Source organism: Dyella sp. LX-66, from assembly GCF_018599165.1.
GTDB lineage: Bacteria > Pseudomonadota > Gammaproteobacteria > Xanthomonadales > Rhodanobacteraceae > Dyella_D > Dyella_D marensis.
The window spans coordinates 508,750-524,302 of record NZ_JAHFVJ010000002.1; the positions used below are offsets into that span (position 1 = coordinate 508,750).

18 protein-coding genes are annotated in these 15,553 nt (G+C 67.1%); 10 read left to right on the forward strand and 8 right to left on the reverse strand.

The window, feature by feature from the left end; genetic code table 11:
* Nucleotides 1-80 precede the first annotated feature (80 nt).
* The 6 genes from phaR to KK141_RS06010 all read right to left on the reverse strand — a co-directional run bounded on the left by phaR (nt 81) and on the right by KK141_RS06010 (nt 6,601).
* On the reverse strand, nt 81-578 hold the full coding sequence (gene phaR, locus KK141_RS05985) for a polyhydroxyalkanoate synthesis repressor PhaR (protein WP_214570236.1): 498 nt from the start codon (nt 576-578) through the stop codon (nt 81-83).
* A gap of 133 nt (nt 579-711) precedes the next feature.
* A complete protein-coding gene (locus KK141_RS05990; protein WP_214570235.1) occupies nt 712-2,265 on the reverse strand; it encodes a DHA2 family efflux MFS transporter permease subunit in 1,554 nt (517 codons plus the stop codon).
* A 278-nt stretch (nt 2,266-2,543) separates the two neighbouring features.
* Complete coding sequence (locus tag KK141_RS05995; RefSeq protein ID WP_214570234.1) at nt 2,544-3,749, reverse strand: efflux RND transporter periplasmic adaptor subunit; 1,206 nt, start codon at nt 3,747-3,749, stop codon at nt 2,544-2,546.
* Nucleotides 3,736-5,244: an efflux transporter outer membrane subunit gene (locus tag KK141_RS06000; RefSeq protein WP_214570233.1), complete on the reverse strand. Its 1,509-nt coding sequence runs from the start codon at nt 5,242-5,244 to the stop codon at nt 3,736-3,738. The genes KK141_RS05995 and KK141_RS06000 overlap by 14 nt, the downstream gene beginning before the upstream one ends.
* On the reverse strand, nt 5,241-5,768 hold the full coding sequence (locus KK141_RS06005; RefSeq protein WP_250901574.1) for a MarR family transcriptional regulator: 528 nt from the start codon (nt 5,766-5,768) through the stop codon (nt 5,241-5,243). The genes KK141_RS06000 and KK141_RS06005 overlap by 4 nt, the downstream gene beginning before the upstream one ends.
* A 68-nt stretch (nt 5,769-5,836) precedes the next feature.
* Nucleotides 5,837-6,601, reverse strand: coding sequence for a TatD family hydrolase (locus KK141_RS06010; RefSeq protein ID WP_214570442.1), 765 nt, complete (start codon nt 6,599-6,601; stop codon nt 5,837-5,839).
* Between the two features lie 139 nt (nt 6,602-6,740).
* Here KK141_RS06010 and KK141_RS06015 point away from each other — a divergent pair, with 139 nt between their 5' ends.
* Nucleotides 6,741-7,328, forward strand: coding sequence for a glycine zipper 2TM domain-containing protein (locus tag KK141_RS06015; RefSeq protein ID WP_214570232.1), 588 nt, complete (start codon nt 6,741-6,743; stop codon nt 7,326-7,328).
* 27 nt (nt 7,329-7,355) lie between these two features.
* A complete protein-coding gene (locus KK141_RS06020; protein ID WP_214570231.1) occupies nt 7,356-7,844 on the forward strand; it encodes a glycine zipper 2TM domain-containing protein in 489 nt (162 codons plus the stop codon).
* Nucleotides 7,845-7,920: 76 nt separating this feature from the next.
* Here KK141_RS06020 and KK141_RS06025 read toward each other — a convergent pair whose 3' ends face one another.
* Nucleotides 7,921-8,343 carry a cell wall hydrolase gene (locus KK141_RS06025; protein ID WP_167257626.1) on the reverse strand — a complete coding sequence of 141 codons (423 nt, stop codon included), beginning with the start codon at nt 8,341-8,343 and terminating at the stop codon, nt 7,921-7,923.
* 466 nt (nt 8,344-8,809) lie between these two features.
* Entirely contained in the window at nt 8,810-9,688 is an 879-nt protein-coding gene (locus KK141_RS06030) for a folate-binding protein (protein ID WP_250901575.1), read from the reverse strand.
* 113 nt (nt 9,689-9,801) lie between these two features.
* Between KK141_RS06030 and KK141_RS23100 the strand changes: the two genes are divergently transcribed.
* From KK141_RS23100 to KK141_RS06070, 8 genes are all read left to right on the forward strand, one after another.
* Entirely contained in the window at nt 9,802-9,906 is a 105-nt protein-coding gene (locus tag KK141_RS23100) for a DUF1674 domain-containing protein (protein ID WP_343203625.1), read from the forward strand.
* Between the two features lie 83 nt (nt 9,907-9,989).
* A complete protein-coding gene (sdhC, locus tag KK141_RS06040) occupies nt 9,990-10,382 on the forward strand; it encodes a succinate dehydrogenase, cytochrome b556 subunit (RefSeq protein ID WP_214570229.1) in 393 nt (130 codons plus the stop codon).
* Nucleotides 10,379-10,780 (forward strand): succinate dehydrogenase, hydrophobic membrane anchor protein, encoded by a 402-nt coding sequence (gene sdhD / locus KK141_RS06045; RefSeq protein WP_214570228.1) that lies wholly within the window; start codon nt 10,379-10,381, stop codon nt 10,778-10,780. The genes sdhC and sdhD overlap by 4 nt, the downstream gene beginning before the upstream one ends.
* A 5-nt stretch (nt 10,781-10,785) precedes the next feature.
* Nucleotides 10,786-12,573 (forward strand): succinate dehydrogenase flavoprotein subunit, encoded by a 1,788-nt coding sequence (sdhA, locus tag KK141_RS06050; RefSeq protein ID WP_214570227.1) that lies wholly within the window; start codon nt 10,786-10,788, stop codon nt 12,571-12,573.
* Between the two features lie 21 nt (nt 12,574-12,594).
* On the forward strand, nt 12,595-13,380 hold the full coding sequence (locus tag KK141_RS06055) for a succinate dehydrogenase iron-sulfur subunit (protein WP_214570226.1): 786 nt from the start codon (nt 12,595-12,597) through the stop codon (nt 13,378-13,380).
* A 79-nt stretch (nt 13,381-13,459) separates the two neighbouring features.
* Nucleotides 13,460-13,708, forward strand: coding sequence for a succinate dehydrogenase assembly factor 2 (locus KK141_RS06060; RefSeq protein WP_214570225.1), 249 nt, complete (start codon nt 13,460-13,462; stop codon nt 13,706-13,708).
* On the forward strand, nt 13,680-14,102 hold the full coding sequence (locus tag KK141_RS06065; RefSeq protein ID WP_214570224.1) for a protein YgfX: 423 nt from the start codon (nt 13,680-13,682) through the stop codon (nt 14,100-14,102). The genes KK141_RS06060 and KK141_RS06065 overlap by 29 nt, the downstream gene beginning before the upstream one ends.
* Before the next feature lie 140 nt (nt 14,103-14,242).
* Entirely contained in the window at nt 14,243-15,487 is a 1,245-nt protein-coding gene (locus KK141_RS06070) for a lipoprotein-releasing ABC transporter permease subunit (RefSeq protein ID WP_168647575.1), read from the forward strand.
* Nucleotides 15,488-15,553: the final 66 nt, after the last annotated feature.

Here is a 15,553-nt window from a genome sequence, read left to right on the forward strand (position 1 = left end):
AGCACGTGCTGTGCCGCAGCGGCTGTTGCAATGAGAAGCGCCGGCGCCAGCGGGGCGCCGGCGCGGGAGAGGGGCGGGACTTACTTCTTGCTGCTGCCGGGCTTGGCCGGATTGGCGGCCGGGTTGGACGCCTGGCTGGCGGCGTCGAGCAGGCCGCTCTGCATGGACTTCCACGCGTCCATGTTGCGCTGGGTGAGGTCGTTGAGCATCGACCAGGGCGTCTGGCCCAGCAGGTTGTTCAGCTGGTTGCGGAACTGCTGCTGCTGGTCGAGAAACACCTGCAGGCTGCGCTCCAGATAAGGCCCCATGAAGCCCTGCAGCGAATCGCCGTAGAACCGGATGATCTGGCTCAGCAGCTGCGGCGAGAGCATCGGCTGGCCCTTTTCCTCGTGCTCGGAAATGATCTGCAGCAGCACGGAGCGGGTCAGGTCCTCGCCGGATTTGGCGTCGCGGACTTCGAAGGTTTCGCCATCGAGGACGAGCTGACGGACCTCTTCCAGCGTGATGTAGCTGGAGATCTCCGTGTCGTACAAGCGACGGTTCGGATACTTCTTGATGATGCGGATCGTTTGTGCCATGCGGCGGAAACTACCAGAACGTATTGCGCCGCACCAGTCGCGCCCGGCACGGTTTTGCTGCACTTTTCCGGTGCAGCAAATTTGGATCGATCTTGCTCCAGCAGTGGTCTGCTAGTGCTCAATCAATGGTCTGCTAGTGGCCTGCCGCACCGCCCGCGCTGCCGAACGGCGGCCGGGCGAACCAGATCATCGGGATCAGCGCCACGAACAGCACCGCGCACAACCAGAACACGTCGTTCACCGCCAGGGTCAGCGCCTCGCGCGTCAGCACCTGGTCGACCACGCCCAGCCCGCGCGCGCCGGAGAGACCGCCCTGGGCCAGTCCCTGCAGATAGTGCGTAGCGGCCGGATGGGCCGGCGACACGCTCTCGGTGAGGATGGCGTGGTGGAACTCGCCGCGGTGCTGCCAGATCGTCACCGTCACCGCGGTCGACACGCTCGAACCCATGGTGCGGCAGAAATTGGCCAGGCCCGAGGCGCTGGCGATCTGGTCGCCGGGCAGGCCGGCCAGATAGATCTGGTTCAAGGGAATAAAGAAGCAGGCGATGCCCGCGCCCATCACGAAGCGCGGCAGCACCAGAGTGGCGAACGAGGCCGAGCTGTCGAAGGTGGAAAACCACCACGAGGTGCCGGCGAAGATCAGGAACGCCGCCGTCACCACCATCCGCAAATCCATGCGGTTGATGTTGGCGCCGATCACCGGCGACATCAGGAACGCCAGGATGCCCACCGGCGCGGTGGCCAGGCCCGCCCACGTCGCCGTGTAGCCCAGCGTGGTCTGCAGCCACAGCGGGAACACCACGTTGATGCCGAAGAACGCCATCATGCCCAGCGACAGCGCGACCACGCCCACGGTGAAGTTGCGCCGCTTGAACAGCGACAGGTCCACCACCGGATGCTTGGCGTGCATCTCCCACACGATCAGGACCACGATGCACACCAGGGCGGTGATGCCCAGCACGGTGATCAGGGTGGAGGAGAACCAGTCGTTGTCGTTGCCGTTGTCCAGCATGAACTGCAGGCAGCCCACGCCGACCAGCAGCAGCAGCAGGCCGACCAGGTCGATCGGGGTCTTGAAGGTCTTGGTCTCGCGCTTGTGCAGCAGGGCCCAGGTGATCACCGCCGCCAGCGCGCCCACCGGCACATTGATGTAGAAGATCCACGGCCAGGAGAAATTGTCGGTCAGCCAGCCGCCGAGGATGGGACCGAAGATCGGCGCCACCACCACGGTCATCGCCCACATCGCCAGTGCGATGCCTTGCTTGGCCTTCGGGTAGCTCGACAGCAGCAGGGTCAGCGACAGCGCCACCATCGGGCCGGAACCGGCGCCCTGCAGCAGGCGCGCGATCACCAGCATCGGCATGCTGGTGGCCAGGCCGCACAGCATCGAGAACACCACGAACAGGCCGACCGAGGCGATAAAGGTCTTCACTTCGCCGAAGCGCCGCGCCAGCCAGCCGGTGAGCGGCTGCATGATCGCGCTGGCCAGCGCGTAGGAGCTGATCGTCCAGGTGCCTTCGCTGGAGCTCACGCCCAGGCTGCCGGCGATATGCGGCACCGCGACGTTGACGATGGTCATGTCCAGCACCTCCATGAAGGTGCTGAACGCGACGGCGATGGTCAGCAGGACGAGCGCGCCGCCCTGCAGGGGTTTCAGAGGTGCGGCTTCGTCAGGCGTGGCGGCCATGGGTTAGAGCCTGTTTATGGTCTTCCCATGGCCCGCGCCGGCTCTGTTTGCGCGCAGGGCAAGGAAGAACGAAGGAGTGTACGTCCGTACACGACTGAGTGATGACGCGGCCATGCGCGCAAACAGAGCCGGCCCTCCGGGTTGCCCTCGAATGGCCGCCATGCGGCAGCGCGCGGCTTGACCTGGCAGCCAGCCAGGTGCTGCGCCACGCGCTACCACCTGACGGCCATTCAAGGGCAACGCGGGCCATGGGAAGACCATAAACAGGCTCTCAGAACTCAGCGGCCGGCGCCGCGGCTGAGGTTGGCGTTGATGATCTTCTCGGCTTCCGCATCGGCCTGGGTGGCCATCTGGTCGTAGACCTTGGTTTCCGCGGTCGGCGTCTGCACCGGCGAGGCCGCCAGCACGGGGCCGCGGTCGTCGGTGATGTCCACCGTCACTTCGGTGGACAGGCCGATGCGCAGCGGATGCTTGTCCAGGTCCTGGTTGTCGATGGCGATGCGCACCGGCACGCGCTGCACCACCTTGATCCAGTTGCCGGTGGCGTTCTGCGCCGGCAGCAGCGAGAACACGCTGCCGGTGCCCGCGCCCAGGCCCACCACCTTGCCGTGGAATTCCACGCTGCCGCCGTAGACGTCGGCGGAGAAGTGCGCGTTCTGGCCGATATGGATGTGGCGCAGCTGGCTTTCCTTGAAGTTGGCGTCGATCCACAAGTCGTGCAGCGGCACCACGGTCATCAGCTGCTGGCCCGGCTGCACGCTGTTGCCGACCTGCACGCTGCGCTGGGCGACGTAGCCGGACACCGGCGCGAAGATCGCATTGCGCTGCGAAGCCACCCAGGCGGCGCGGAAGTTGGCGCGCGCCTGTTCGACCGCCGGGTTCTGCGCGATCTCGGTGCCTTCGATGGCCGCGTGCGACGCGCTGGCCTGGGCCACGGCGGCGTCGAGCGCGGTCTGCGCCTGCTCCACGCCGTCGCGCAGGTGCTGCACCACTTCGGGCGCTTCGGCGTGCTCGGCCAGCAGCGGCAGATGGCGCTGCAGGTCGGCCTGGGCCTTCTTCAGGTCCACCCGGCGCGCGGCCACGGCGGCGTCGGCGCTGGTGGCCGAATCGGTCTGCTGGCGGACCTGGCGCACCGCCTGGGCCAGCGCGCTGCTGGCCTGGCGCAGGCGCACGTCGGCGTCGGTGCTGTCCAGGCGTACCAGCACCTGGCCGGCGTCGACGCGCTGGGTGTCGTCGGCGAGGATCGCCACCACGGTGCCGGGCACCTGGGCGGAGATCGCCACCTGGTTGCCGCCCACGTAGGCGTTGTCGGTGGTCTCGCGCTTGGACAGCACGAGCAGCCACAGCAGGAACCAGCCCAGCCCCAGCACCACGAACACCAGCAGCACGATCAGCAGTGCGCGGCGCCGCTTCGGCGGGTCCTTCGCGGCCAGCCCGCTGTCGTTGGCGTCTTTCTGCGTGGCGGCGGAATCAGTGGCGCTCATGATCGGCGTCTCCGGCGATAGCGGTCGATGGGGATGATGAAGTGGAAGAAGAGGAGGCGGGCTCGGCGGCGACGCGGTAGCCGCCGCCCAGCGCCTTGATCAGCGACAGGTCGGTGGACAGCGCCTGCGCCTGCAGGCTCAGCGCGTCGTCGCGCGTCTGCAGCAGCTGGCCCTGTGCGCCCAGCGATTCGCGCACGTCGCGCACGCCCTGGCGTGCACGCGCCTGTGCGCTGGCCAGCAGGGTTTCGTTGGCGGCGATCTGCGCCGCCTGTTCCTTGCGCCGCGCGACCAGCTGCTGGGCGGTCAGGCTCTGCAGCGAGACATCGCGCGCGGCCGACAGCACGGTGCTGTTGTATTGCGCCACCGCGGCATCGAGCTGGGCCTTGCTGGCGCGGAAATTCGCCTGCAGCAGGCCGCTGTTGAAGATCGGCAGGTGCAGCGCGGGCGTCAGCGAGAACACGCGGCTGGAGGTGTTGAACATCTTGTCGAGGTCGATGCTCGAGAGTCCCGCCATCGCCGACAGGCTGATGTCGGGGAAGAACTCGGCGCGCGCCGCGTCGGTCTGCTTCAGCGCGGCCTCGACCTGCCAGCGGCTGGCGGCGATGTCGGGGCGGCGCGCGATCAGGTCCACGCCGACGTTGGCGGGCAGGCCGCCATCGATCGCCGGCAAGGCGTGCGGCGTCAGCGCCGGCAGCTCCGCGGGAGCCACGCCGAGCAGGCTGGCCAGCGCGGTCTGGCGGATCTTCGCCGAGCTTTCCAGCGCCACCAGCAGCTCGCGCGCGGAGGCCTGCTGGATGCGCGCTTTCTGCGCATCGTCGGGCAGGTCCACGCCCTGGCGCACGCGAAGATCTTCGACGCGCACGTACTGGTTCTGCGTGTCGACCTGCTTGCGCGCGACATCGATGCGCGCTTCATCGGCGAGCCAGCCGAAGTAGGTGTCGGCCACCGCGTTCTGGATCGAAAGCGCCGCGGCGCTGCGCTGCGCTTCGGCGGCGCGGGCCTGGTCGACGGCGGAATCGATCTGCGCGCGCCGCTTGCCCCACCAGTCGAAGTCGTACTGCGCCTGCACGCCCAGGTCGCCCTGGTTGTACCAGGTGAAGCCGAGGAACTTGGACGGGATCAGCCCGTTCTCGCTCATGCGCTGGCGCGTGACCTGCGCGCTGCCGTTGATGCTGAGCCCGGCCTGCGCGGCGGCGATGCGGATCGACTGCTGCGCCGACTCCAGGCGAGACTGCGCCTGGGCCAGGTCAGGCGAGCCGCGCATGGCGCGCTCGATCAGGTCGTCCAGCTGCGGGTCCTGGTATTGCCGCCACCAGTCGGTTTCCGGCCAGCCGGCGCGGGCGGGCGCTTCGAGGCCGGCCAGCGGCACTTCGTCGCGCAGCGCGGGGTGCTGCACCTTGGAAGGAATCGCGCAGCCGGCGAGGGCGACCACGATGGCGGCGACCAGGGCGGTGCGCGGGCGGAAGAGCGGGCGCTTGGGAGGAATGGCGATCATGGATGGGAATCCGATCCGATGAGTTGATCGATATTGACGGCCACCTTGCGGAGAAGCTGTTCGAGGGTCTTCTGCTCGGTGGCGCTGAGGCTGGCGAATGCGCCGTGAATGCGCGGGAAAAGCGTGGGCAGCAGCTTGCGCACGAAGCGCCGGCCTTCCGGCGTGATGCTCAGTTCGACGCGGCGGCGATCTTCGTCGCTGGAAGCGCGCGTGACGAAACCCTGCTTCACCAGCACGTTGGTGATACGCGTCATATTGGTCGGGCTCTGCTGCGCGAAGCCGCACAGCTCGCTGGGCGACGTGCTGCCGCCCGGTGCGGTGTAGACCATCATCAGCGTGCGGAAATCGCTGTCGCTCAGGCCGTGCGGCTTGAGGATGCGCTCGATTTCCTCGACCACCGCATTGCCGGTCATCAGCAGCATGCGCAGCAGCACGGCCTCGTGCACGGGCAGGCCGGGCACGCTCTCGCTGGCATGGTGGATGCCGGCGTTCATGCGGTCGATGCGGTCCAGTAGTCCGAACATTTCACCAGGAAATATTACTTCAATGAACTATTAGGCTAGCAGCGGCCCGCGCCTGCCCGCAAGTGGACTCAGCGGCAGCCGAACAGTTTCGCGGCGTTGGCGCTGGTGGCGGCCGCGATGTTTTCCGCGCTGTCGCCGCGCAATTGCGCGACCACGCGCAGCACTTCGATCAGATGCGCGGGCTCGTTGCGCTGCCCGCGGTGGCCGGCGCCGGGCTGGTCGGGCGCGTCGGTTTCCAGCAGCAGGTAGTCGAGCGGCATGCCGGCGACGATGCGGCGCAGGCGCTGCGCGCGTTCGTAGGTCACCGGCCCGCCGATGCCCAGGCAGAAGCCCAGCCGCCACAGCTGTTCGGCTTGCTGCTCGCTGCCGGCAAAGCTGTGCACCACGCCGCGCAGGCCGCCGATACGGCGCAGCGTGGCGGTGACTTCGTCCATTGCGCGGCGGGCATGCACGATCACCGGCAGGTCGAATTCGCGCGCCACATGCAGCTGCTGTTCGAAGTAGCTGCGCTGCCGTTCGTGGTCGAGTTCTTCCAGAAAAAAGTCCAGGCCGATCTCGCCGACGGCGACGGCGGGGTGATCCTTCAGCCAGCGCGTCAGCTCGGCGACATGTTCGGGCCGGTGCTGTTCCAGATAGATCGGATGCAGCCCGTAGGCGGGCAGGGCCTGCGGGTAGTCGCGGCACAGCCGCTCGATGCCGGCCCAGGAATCGCGATGGATGGCGGGCACCACGACGCGGCGTACGCCGGCCTCGGCGGCGCGCTGCATCACCTCGGCGCGATCCGGGTCGAAACTGCCGTCGTCCAGGTGCGCGTGGCTATCGGTTAGATCGATCACAGGAATGGATGGCCAACAGGGCTAGGATAGGGCGGCTCGGTCTAGCCAACATTCAGTTGACCGAGGGTTCAATGATTTCACTACGGATCGCCTTGAATGGCGCGGGGTGCGCCAGTGATCCATCCAGGAGAGCATTATGAGCAGGTTCGTCATTTCCGCGCTTAATCTGGGGCTCGGTGCCGTGCTCGCGGTGGGCCTCACGGCCTGTAACCGCGACGCGAACGCCGATGGCGGCGTGGGTGGCACGGCGGCGTCGCAGTCGGCGGCCGCGGGTCCCAAGTACGCCCGTGTGGTCAGCGTCACGCCGGTGCGCGACCAGGCCAGCGCGCCGCAGCAGGTCTGCCACGATGAAGTGGTCACCCAGCGCGCGCCGGTCAAGGATCAGCACCAGATCGCCGGCACCGCCATCGGCGCCGTGGCCGGCGGCCTGCTCGGCAACCAGGTCGGCGGCGGCAAGGGCCGCACGCTGGCGACGGTGGCCGGCGCGATCGGCGGCGGCTATGCCGGTCACGAGATCCAGAAGAACCGCCAGGAGAACAACACCGTCTCCAGCACGCAGCGCCGCTGCAGCACGGTGGCGGGCAAGGGCGGCGACAAGATCATCGGCTACGACGTGGCCTACGAGTACAACGGCGTGACCCGCACGATCCGCATGGACCACGACCCGGGCGACCGCGTGCAGGTGCAGGAAGGTGTGGTCGCCGTCTCTGACGCCGCTCATTGATCTTGCTTTCTTGAGGAGAACCTCGCCATGAACACTACGCTCAGCAAACGCCTCGCCACGGCGGCTCTTGCCGGTTGCTTCGCCCTGCTGGCGGCCTGCGCCACGCCGCCGCCGCGTTCCGGCGGCTATTACGGCGGCAACGGCGGCGGCTACAACGACGGGGGCTACCGCTCCAGCCGTTGCGACCAGTGCGGCACGGTCCAGGACGTGCGCGTGGTGAACGTGGACAAGCAGGCCTCGCCGCTGGGCATGGTCATCGGCGCGGTTGCCGGTGGCCTGCTCGGCAACACCGTGGGCAAGGGCAATGGCCGCACCGCCGCGACTGTGGTCGGCGCGGTGGCCGGCGGCGCCGTGGGCAACGAAGTGGGCAAGCGCAACGGCAGTCCGGATCAGGCCTTCCAGGTCTCGATCCGCCTCGACGATGGCCGCTACGCCACGGTGACCCAGGCCGACGACCCGCAGATCCGCCAGGGCGACTACGTGGAAATCCGCAACAACCGCGTGTACCGCCGCTGACGTATAGACGTCTGGACGTCCAAACGAAAAAGGCCCTCGAATTCGAGGGCCTTTTTTTATTGCTCTGGTTTTATGTTCAGTTGACGGCGTAGAACGCGTGGTCGCCGATCTTGCGTACCACCCGGCTGGTGCTCCATGCCGGTGCCACCGCGGTGGTGGCGAAATGGTCGGCGTGCGGAACGTAGACCATCCGCTCGCCCATCGGCAGATTCCAATTGACGATGGAATCGCCGGCGATCTTCCACGCCTTGCCCCAGGCATTGAGATCGGTCACTTCGAAGGTGCTGGCCGTGGTGGTGGTGGCGAACTGCCGTGGCGCATTGACCACTTCGCACACGTTCTTGCCCCAGGTGCCGCGGTCGCGGCGGCGGAGCGCTACTTCGGCCACGGCGAACTGGCCGATGGTCGACTCGCTGCGGGCTTCGAGATACACCGTCGTCGCCAGGCAGGTCTGGTCGGCGAGGGGTTGGGGCAGCACGGACGCAAGCCACAACAGCATGGAAAGTTTCATTCTGCCTCCAACGTGCTGTACGCGCCGATCCGGTGCTGCTGGACAGGAACGCCGTTGCGATGGACGGGCGGGCAGGCCGTTCCATCTGGATTGAACACGCGCCGGCCGAAACTTGTGGCCGCTGCGGTTTGCCACGGAATGTGGCGGTGAGCGGCTGAATCCGATGCCGCTCGCTACTGCTGCCTTGGCGCTCGCGGACTCTTTCGATATCCGGTGGCCTGCAACTTGTGCCGCCGTTTGGCGGTTGTTCCTCCGGCCTTATCGGCCGGGTCGCGCCGCGATCCGGACCCCTCCGGTTCGTCGCGTATGGGACATCCGTCAAAGGGATGTCCGTCGAATGTGACCGGCGGAGCCTAGTGGCAGGTTTTGTTCATGGCAAGTGCCGGACTCGACGGGTTCACGTTGTACTCACAATCGCAAGAACATCGCTGATACATCAGCGAACCTGTTCGCATCATGCGGGCCAGCGTTCGCGCAATTCGATGTCGATGATGTCTTCGTTCCATCTCAGCGCGTGAGATTTTCCTTGTTCGGCGAGCGCATCGCTGATGACGGCGAGCGCCACGTTTGCGTTGTCCGTCGCAATGACATCGAGCAACTGCGCGACATCGCTCTGTTCGTCGCGCAGCACCGTGCCCGGCGGCAGCGCTTGCGACAATACGACGCAATGCATATGCCGCTTGTGGCCACCGCGAAAATGCAGGCGCGCAGCGATTTCCTGGCCCGGATAGCAGCCTTTGTCGAAGGCGACGGCCTGCAATCGTTCCAGCGACAACGCGGGCGGCAGCAGTGCATCGAGTGCCGCATCGGGCAGCCACGGCCAGCCGAGATGAATCTGTTCGGCGCGCCATGCATCGTCCTGCTGCGCACCGATCGTGATGCTGTGCATGCCGCAGCCGAGTACGACGGCATCGTCGCGCTGTTCGACCGTGTGCGACTCCATCGCCGCGCTCGTACCGAGTGCGCGCACCGGCAGCGCCTGCAACTTCACCTTGGAACGAAACACGAATCGCCGCAGCGCATCGGCGAACGGTTCGGCGCGTCCGCCGCGCAGAACGAGCAGCAGGCTCTTCTCGCTCACGCGCGCCAGATGGAACAGCGCGCGCACGCGGCCCTGGGCATCCAGCCAGGCGCTGAACTGCCAGCATCCGACGGCGAGTCCGGCGGCGTTGCCGCTGAACTGGGCTTGGGCGAAAGCGATGGCGTCGTCGCCTTCGAGGAGCAGGGTTTCGGCTTGGAATGTCACGGGCATGGCGGGACGGATGGGGGCGGGCGGGAGCATCCGCAAGGCGTGCAGGCCAACTCGTTGGTCAAGCCGGGCCGCAGTCGTCAAGGTTGTGCCGTTTTAACGCAAGTATTAACCTTTGCCGGCTTACTGAAACCATGTCCGACACATCTTCTCATCCCGAATCCAAGCCCGCTTCCGCTCCGGCGGAGAACCACTCCGTGCCTGACGGCAAGGAGCAGGGCAAGGTTCCGGCGGAGCGGCCGGCACCCGATCCCACCCGCTACGGCGACTGGGAAAAGAACGGGCGCTGCATCGACTTCTGACCGCCGCGCCGGCGCGTGACGCGTCGGCATGGTGGCCATGGGACGGCGTACGGACATAAGCGATTCCACACAGGATAGCCGCCATGGCAGACACGCGACGACCGCTCTCTCCGCACCTTCAGATCTATAAGTGGCAAGTGCAGATGGTGACCTCCATCGTGCACCGCGCCACCGGCATCGCCCTGGCGGTCGGCACCTTGCTGATCATGTGGGGCCTGCTCGCCCTGGCCGGCGGCGAAGCCAGCTTCAACCAGTTCAAGACCTGCATCGGCAGCCCGATCGGGCTGGTGCTGCTGTTCGGCTGGAGCTGGGCGCTGTTCTTCCACCTGTGCAACGGCATCCGCCACCTGGTGCAGGACGCCGGCGCCGGCTACGCCATCGCCCAGTTCGTGCGTTCGAGCTGGCTGTCGGTGATCGGCAGCCTGGTGCTCACCGTCCTGGTCTGGGCCTATGTGCTGACCGGAGGTGCCGCATGAGCACCAACGCCAACAGCAAGGACCTGCGCAATCCGCTCAAGCGCGCACGCGGCCTGGGTTCGGCCCAGTCGGGCGTGGGCCACTGGTGGACCCAGCGCCTCACCGCAGCCGGCCTGGTCTTCCTCGGCATCTGGTTCGTGGCCTTCGTGCTGTGCTCGCTGCACGCCGACTACGCCACCGCCAGGGCCGCCGTGGCCAAGCCGTGGAATGCGCTGCTGCTGATCGCCTTCACCGTCACCGCGTTCTGGCACGCCGTGCTCGGCCTGCAGGTGGTGCTCGAGGACTACGTGCACACCCGCTGGCTCGAAGTGGTGTCGCTGGTGTTGATCAAGTTCGTCGCCGTGCTGGGCGCGCTGGCCTGCGTGCTGGCCGTGGTGCGCGTGGCTCTGGGAGTGTGAGTTCGATGGAAGCCTACAAGGTTCAACAGCATAAGTACGACGTGATCGTGGTCGGCGCCGGCGGCGCGGGCCTGCGTGCCACGTTCGGCCTGGCCGAGAAGGGGCTCAAGGCCGCCTGCATCACCAAGGTGTTCCCGACCCGCTCGCACACCGTGGCCGCGCAGGGCGGCATCTCCGCCGCGCTCGGCAACATGGGCGAGGACGACTGGCGCTTCCACTTCTACGACACCATCAAGGGTTCGGACTGGCTGGGCGACCAGGACGCCATCGAGTACATGTGCCGCGAGGCCATTCCCTCGATCATCGAGCTGGAACACTACGGCGTGCCGTTCTCCCGCACGGAAGAAGGCAAGATCTACCAGCGCCCGTTCGGCGGCATGACCACCCACTACGGCAAGGGCACCGCGCAGCGCACCTGCGCCGCGGCCGACCGTACCGGCCACGCCATCCTGCACACGCTGTACCAGCAGGCGCTGGCGCATGACGCCACCTTCTTCATCGAGTACTTCGCCACCGACCTGATCTTCGACGAAGAAGGCGTGTGCCGCGGCGTGCTCGCGCTGGACATGAACGAAGGCACCCTGCACGTGTTCCGCGGCCATGCCGTGGTGCTGGCCACCGGCGGCTACGGCCGTGCGTACTTCAGCGCCACCTCGGCGCATACCTGCACCGGCGACGGCGGCGGCATGGTGCTGCGCGCCGGCCTGGCTCTGCAGGACATGGAGTTCGTGCAGTTCCACCCCACCGGTATCTACGGCTCCGGCTGCCTGATCACCGAGGGCGTGCGCGGCGAGGGTGGTTATCTCACCAATTCCAACGGCGAGCGCTTCATGGAGCGCTACGCGCCGAACGCCAAGGACCTGGCCTCGCGCGACGTGGTCAGCCGCGCCATGACCATGGAAATCCGCGAAGGCCGCGGCGTCGGCGAGCACAAGGACCACATCCACATCAACCTGATGCACCTGGGCGCCGGCGTCATTCACGAGCGCCTGCCGGGCATCGCCGAGTCGGCGCGCATCTTCGCCGGCGTGGATGTGACCAAGGAGCCGATCCCGGTCATTCCGACCGTGCACTACAACATGGGTGGCATCCCCACCAACTACCACGGCGAAGTGGTGCAGAAGCGCGGCGACAACGTCGACGCGGTGGTGCCGGGCCTGTTCGCCATCGGCGAGGCTGCCTGCGTGTCGGTGCACGGCGCCAACCGCCTGGGTTCCAACTCGCTGCTCGACCTGGTGGTGTTCGGCCGCGCGGTGGCGCACCGCTGCGCCGAGATCGTCAAGCCGGGCGCGCCGCACAAGGATCTTCCCGCCAGCGCGCTGGACCAGGCGCTGGGCCGCTTCGACGGCCTGCGCTACGCCAAGGGCAGCCTGCCCACGGCGAAGATCCGCGCGGAAATGCAGCGCACCATGCAGAGCGATGCCGCGGTGTTCCGCACAGGCCAGTCGCTGAAGGAAGGCTGCGAGAAGATCTCGAAGGTGCACGACTCCTTCAAGGACGTCGGCGTCAGCGACCGCTCGCTGGTGTGGAACTCCGACCTGATCGAGACGCTGGAGCTGTCCAACCTGCTGGGCCAGGCCGTGGCCACTATGTACTCGGCCGAGCAGCGTCCGGAAAGCCGCGGCGCGCATGCCCGCGAGGATTTCCCGGACCGCGACGACGTCAACTGGCAGAAGCACACCCTGGTGTCGGTGGACGACAAGGGCAAGGCGAACTTCGATTTCCGTCCGGTGCACATGTACACCATGACCTCGGACGTCGAAGTGGTCCCGCCGAAAAAGCGCGTTTACTGATACCGGACTGGAGACACGACCGTGGCAGAGTTCTCTCTACCTAAGAATTCCAAGGTCCAGCCGGGCAAGCACTACCCGGCCAAGGACGCGAAGAAGCCCCGCACCTTCCGCATCTATCGCTGGACGCCGGAAGACGGCCAGAACCCGCGCATCGACACCTACGAGGTGGACATGGCCGCGTGCGGCCCGATGGTTCTGGACGCGCTGCTGAAGATCAAGAACGAGATCGATCCGACGCTCACCCTGCGCCGTTCCTGCCGCGAAGGCATCTGCGGCTCGTGCGCGATGAACATCGACGGCACCAATACCCTGGCCTGCACCAAGGCGATCACCGACTGCGCCTCCGGCGACGTCAAGATCTACCCGCTGCCGCACATGCCGGTGGTGAAGGACCTGGTGCCGGATCTCACGCACTTCTACGCCCAGTTCGCCTCGATCAAGCCCTGGCTGCGCACGCAGAGCCCGGCGCCAGCCGACAAGGAGCGCCTGCAGTCGCCGGAAGACCGCAAGAAGCTCGACGGCCTGTACGAGTGCATCCTGTGCGCCTGCTGTTCGACCAGCTGCCCGAGCTACTGGTGGAACGGCGATAAGTACCTGGGTCCGGCCATCCTGCTGCAGGCCTACCGCTGGATCGTCGACTCGCGCGACGAGGACACCGGCGCCCGCCTGGACGACCTGGAAGACCCGTTCAAGCTGTACCGCTGCCACACGATCATGAACTGCGCGCGCACCTGTCCTAAGGGCCTGAACCCGGCCAAGGCGATCGCGGAGATCAAGAAGCTGATCGTGGAGCGCCGCGCACCCTGACGGCGGCTTCCGTCCTCTCCCATGGCCCGCGGCTTGCCGCGGGCCATGTCGTTTCAGCCTCCAGCTCATGAGCACCGCCATGGACGAAGCCCGCATCAAGCGCCTGCGCTGGCGCACCCGCCGCGGCACCCGCGAGCTCGACGCCTTGTTCGGCGGCTGGCTGGACGAGCGCTTCGCCCAGGCCGACGAGGCCATGCGCGTGGCCTTCGACGAACTGCTCGACGTGCAGGACCCGGACCTGTGGGACTGGGTCATGGGCCACGCGCAGCCGCCGCGCGCGGACTGGCAGGCGATCATCGATGACATCCGCGCCCGCCATCGGCTTTGAGTACGCGCCATCGCGCCTGGCCGCGCGCGGCTGCGCGGGCATGGCGCTGCTGGCGGTCGCCGCGGTGTGGCTGTGCGGCTTGCCGTGGTGGGGCAGGTTGATGCTGAGCTGCGCGCTGGCAGCCTTGTGGGTCGTCGAACGGCGCCTTGGGCGGCATCCGGCCGTGACGGCGGCAGGCTGGGCCGCGGACGGCAGCTGGGCGCTGCGCGATGCGCAATCCGCCGACACCGTGGCCGAGCTGCGCTCGTCCCGCCTGCTCGGTGGTTGCGTGTGGCTGTGCCTGCAGCCTTCGTCGGGCCGGCCGGTAAATCTGTTGCTGGCGCCCGACAACAGCGACGAGGACCTGCGCCGCCGCCTGCGCATGCGCCTGGCCGCCGCCATGCCGGGCCGCTGAGCGGCGGCTTGCCGAACCGCAAGGCTTGGGGCACTCTGCCGCGGCGTCGCGGTCTGAACCCGTTGACCGAAGGCAGCATCCTAGGGCGTCCTCCGCGATGCCGGGCGGCCAGCCCACCGAATCCCACGAGCGACCCGTCCATGTTCCGACCGCTAGAGCTTTTCATCGGCCTGCGCTACACGCGCGCCAAGCGACGCAATCAGTTCATCTCGTTCATCTCGACCGTCTCTATCGTCTGCATCGCCATCAGCGTCACCGCGCTGATCACGGTGATGTCGGTGATGAACGGCTTCGACAACGAGCTGCGCACGCGCATCCTCGGCGCCATCTCGCACGCCACCGTGTCGGGCCTGGCCGGCGAGAGCGTGCAGAACTGGGAGCGCGCGATCCAGATCGCCGAAGCCAACCCGCACGTGCGCGGCGCCGCGCCCTACGTGGAGGCGCAGGCCTTCCTGCAGGCGCGCCGCTCCAGCGGTGCGCTCGTGCGCGGCATCGACCCGGCGCAGGAGCCGAAGGTCTCCGACATCGACAAGCACATGATCGACGGCAAGCTCGATGCGCTGCAGCCGGGCAAGTGGAACATCGTGCTGGGCCGCGAGCTGGCCATGACCCTGGGCGTGGCGATGGGCGACCACGTCACCATGGCCGTGCCGGAATTCCGCGCTACGCCGATGGGCAGCGTGCCGCGCCTGCGCAGCTTCACCGTCGCCGGCATCTTCGAGCTGGGCATGCAGGAGTTCGACTCCAACCTGGCCCTGGTCAGCATGCAGGACGCCGAGCGCCTCAACAGCATCGACGGCCCCACCGGTATCCGCCTGCGCCTGGACGACATGTTCAATGCGCGCCCGGTGGCGAAGGAGCTGGCCAATAACCTGGGCCAGGTCTATCGCATGGATACCTGGATGGACAGCCATGCCAACTTCTTCTCGGCCATCTCGATGGAGAAGAAGGTGATGTTCATCATCCTCTCGCTGATCATCCTGGTGGCGGTGATCAACCTGATCTCGATGCTGATGATGCTGGTCACCGACAAGCAGGCCGACATCGCCATCCTGCGCACGCTCGGCTCCACCCCGCGCAGCATCATGGGCATGTTCATGGTGCAGGGCGTGCTGGTGGGCTTCGTCGGCATCGGCTTCGGCGTGACGCTGGGCTCGCTGCTGTCGTGGCGGCTGCCGCAGATCGTCAAGTGGATCGAGCGCACCTTCCACACCACCTTCCTGTCGCCGGACGTCTATTACATCAGCGAGCTGCCCAGCAAGCTGCAGATGGACGACGTGGCCAAGGTGGCGCTGGTGACCTTCCTGTTCTCGCTGCTCGCCACGCTGTACCCCGCGTGGCGTGCTTCCCGCACGCAGCCGGCCCAGGCCCTGCGCTATGAATGAGAGCCTGTTTATGCCCTCCCCATGGCCCGGGCCGGGTCTGTTTGCCCGCAGCACTGCGTCATCACT

What these genes read in the sequence shown, in the direction of transcription:
- KK141_RS05995 (WP_214570234.1), bottom strand. Translation starts at nt 3,749, where the DNA reads ATGAGCGCCACTGATTCCGCCGCCACGCAGAAAGACGCCAACGACAGC.
- KK141_RS06060 (WP_214570225.1), top strand. Translation starts at nt 13,460, where the DNA reads ATGGACGAAGCCCGCATCAAGCGCCTGCGCTGGCGCACCCGCCGCGGC.
- KK141_RS06065 (WP_214570224.1), top strand. Translation starts at nt 13,680, where the DNA reads ATGACATCCGCGCCCGCCATCGGCTTTGAGTACGCGCCATCGCGCCTG.
- KK141_RS06025 (WP_167257626.1), bottom strand. Translation starts at nt 8,343, where the DNA reads ATGCTGTTGTGGCTTGCGTCCGTGCTGCCCCAACCCCTCGCCGACCAG.
- sdhD (WP_214570228.1), top strand. Translation starts at nt 10,379, where the DNA reads ATGAGCACCAACGCCAACAGCAAGGACCTGCGCAATCCGCTCAAGCGC.
- KK141_RS06070 (WP_168647575.1), top strand. Translation starts at nt 14,243, where the DNA reads ATGTTCCGACCGCTAGAGCTTTTCATCGGCCTGCGCTACACGCGCGCC.
- KK141_RS06020 (WP_214570231.1), top strand. Translation starts at nt 7,356, where the DNA reads ATGAACACTACGCTCAGCAAACGCCTCGCCACGGCGGCTCTTGCCGGT.
- KK141_RS06000 (WP_214570233.1), bottom strand. Translation starts at nt 5,244, where the DNA reads ATGATCGCCATTCCTCCCAAGCGCCCGCTCTTCCGCCCGCGCACCGCC.
- sdhA (WP_214570227.1), top strand. Translation starts at nt 10,786, where the DNA reads ATGGAAGCCTACAAGGTTCAACAGCATAAGTACGACGTGATCGTGGTC.
- KK141_RS06005 (WP_250901574.1), bottom strand. Translation starts at nt 5,768, where the DNA reads ATGTTCGGACTACTGGACCGCATCGACCGCATGAACGCCGGCATCCAC.
- sdhC (WP_214570229.1), top strand. Translation starts at nt 9,990, where the DNA reads ATGGCAGACACGCGACGACCGCTCTCTCCGCACCTTCAGATCTATAAG.
- KK141_RS06015 (WP_214570232.1), top strand. Translation starts at nt 6,741, where the DNA reads ATGAGCAGGTTCGTCATTTCCGCGCTTAATCTGGGGCTCGGTGCCGTG.
- KK141_RS05990 (WP_214570235.1), bottom strand. Translation starts at nt 2,265, where the DNA reads ATGGCCGCCACGCCTGACGAAGCCGCACCTCTGAAACCCCTGCAGGGC.
- phaR (WP_214570236.1), bottom strand. Translation starts at nt 578, where the DNA reads ATGGCACAAACGATCCGCATCATCAAGAAGTATCCGAACCGTCGCTTG.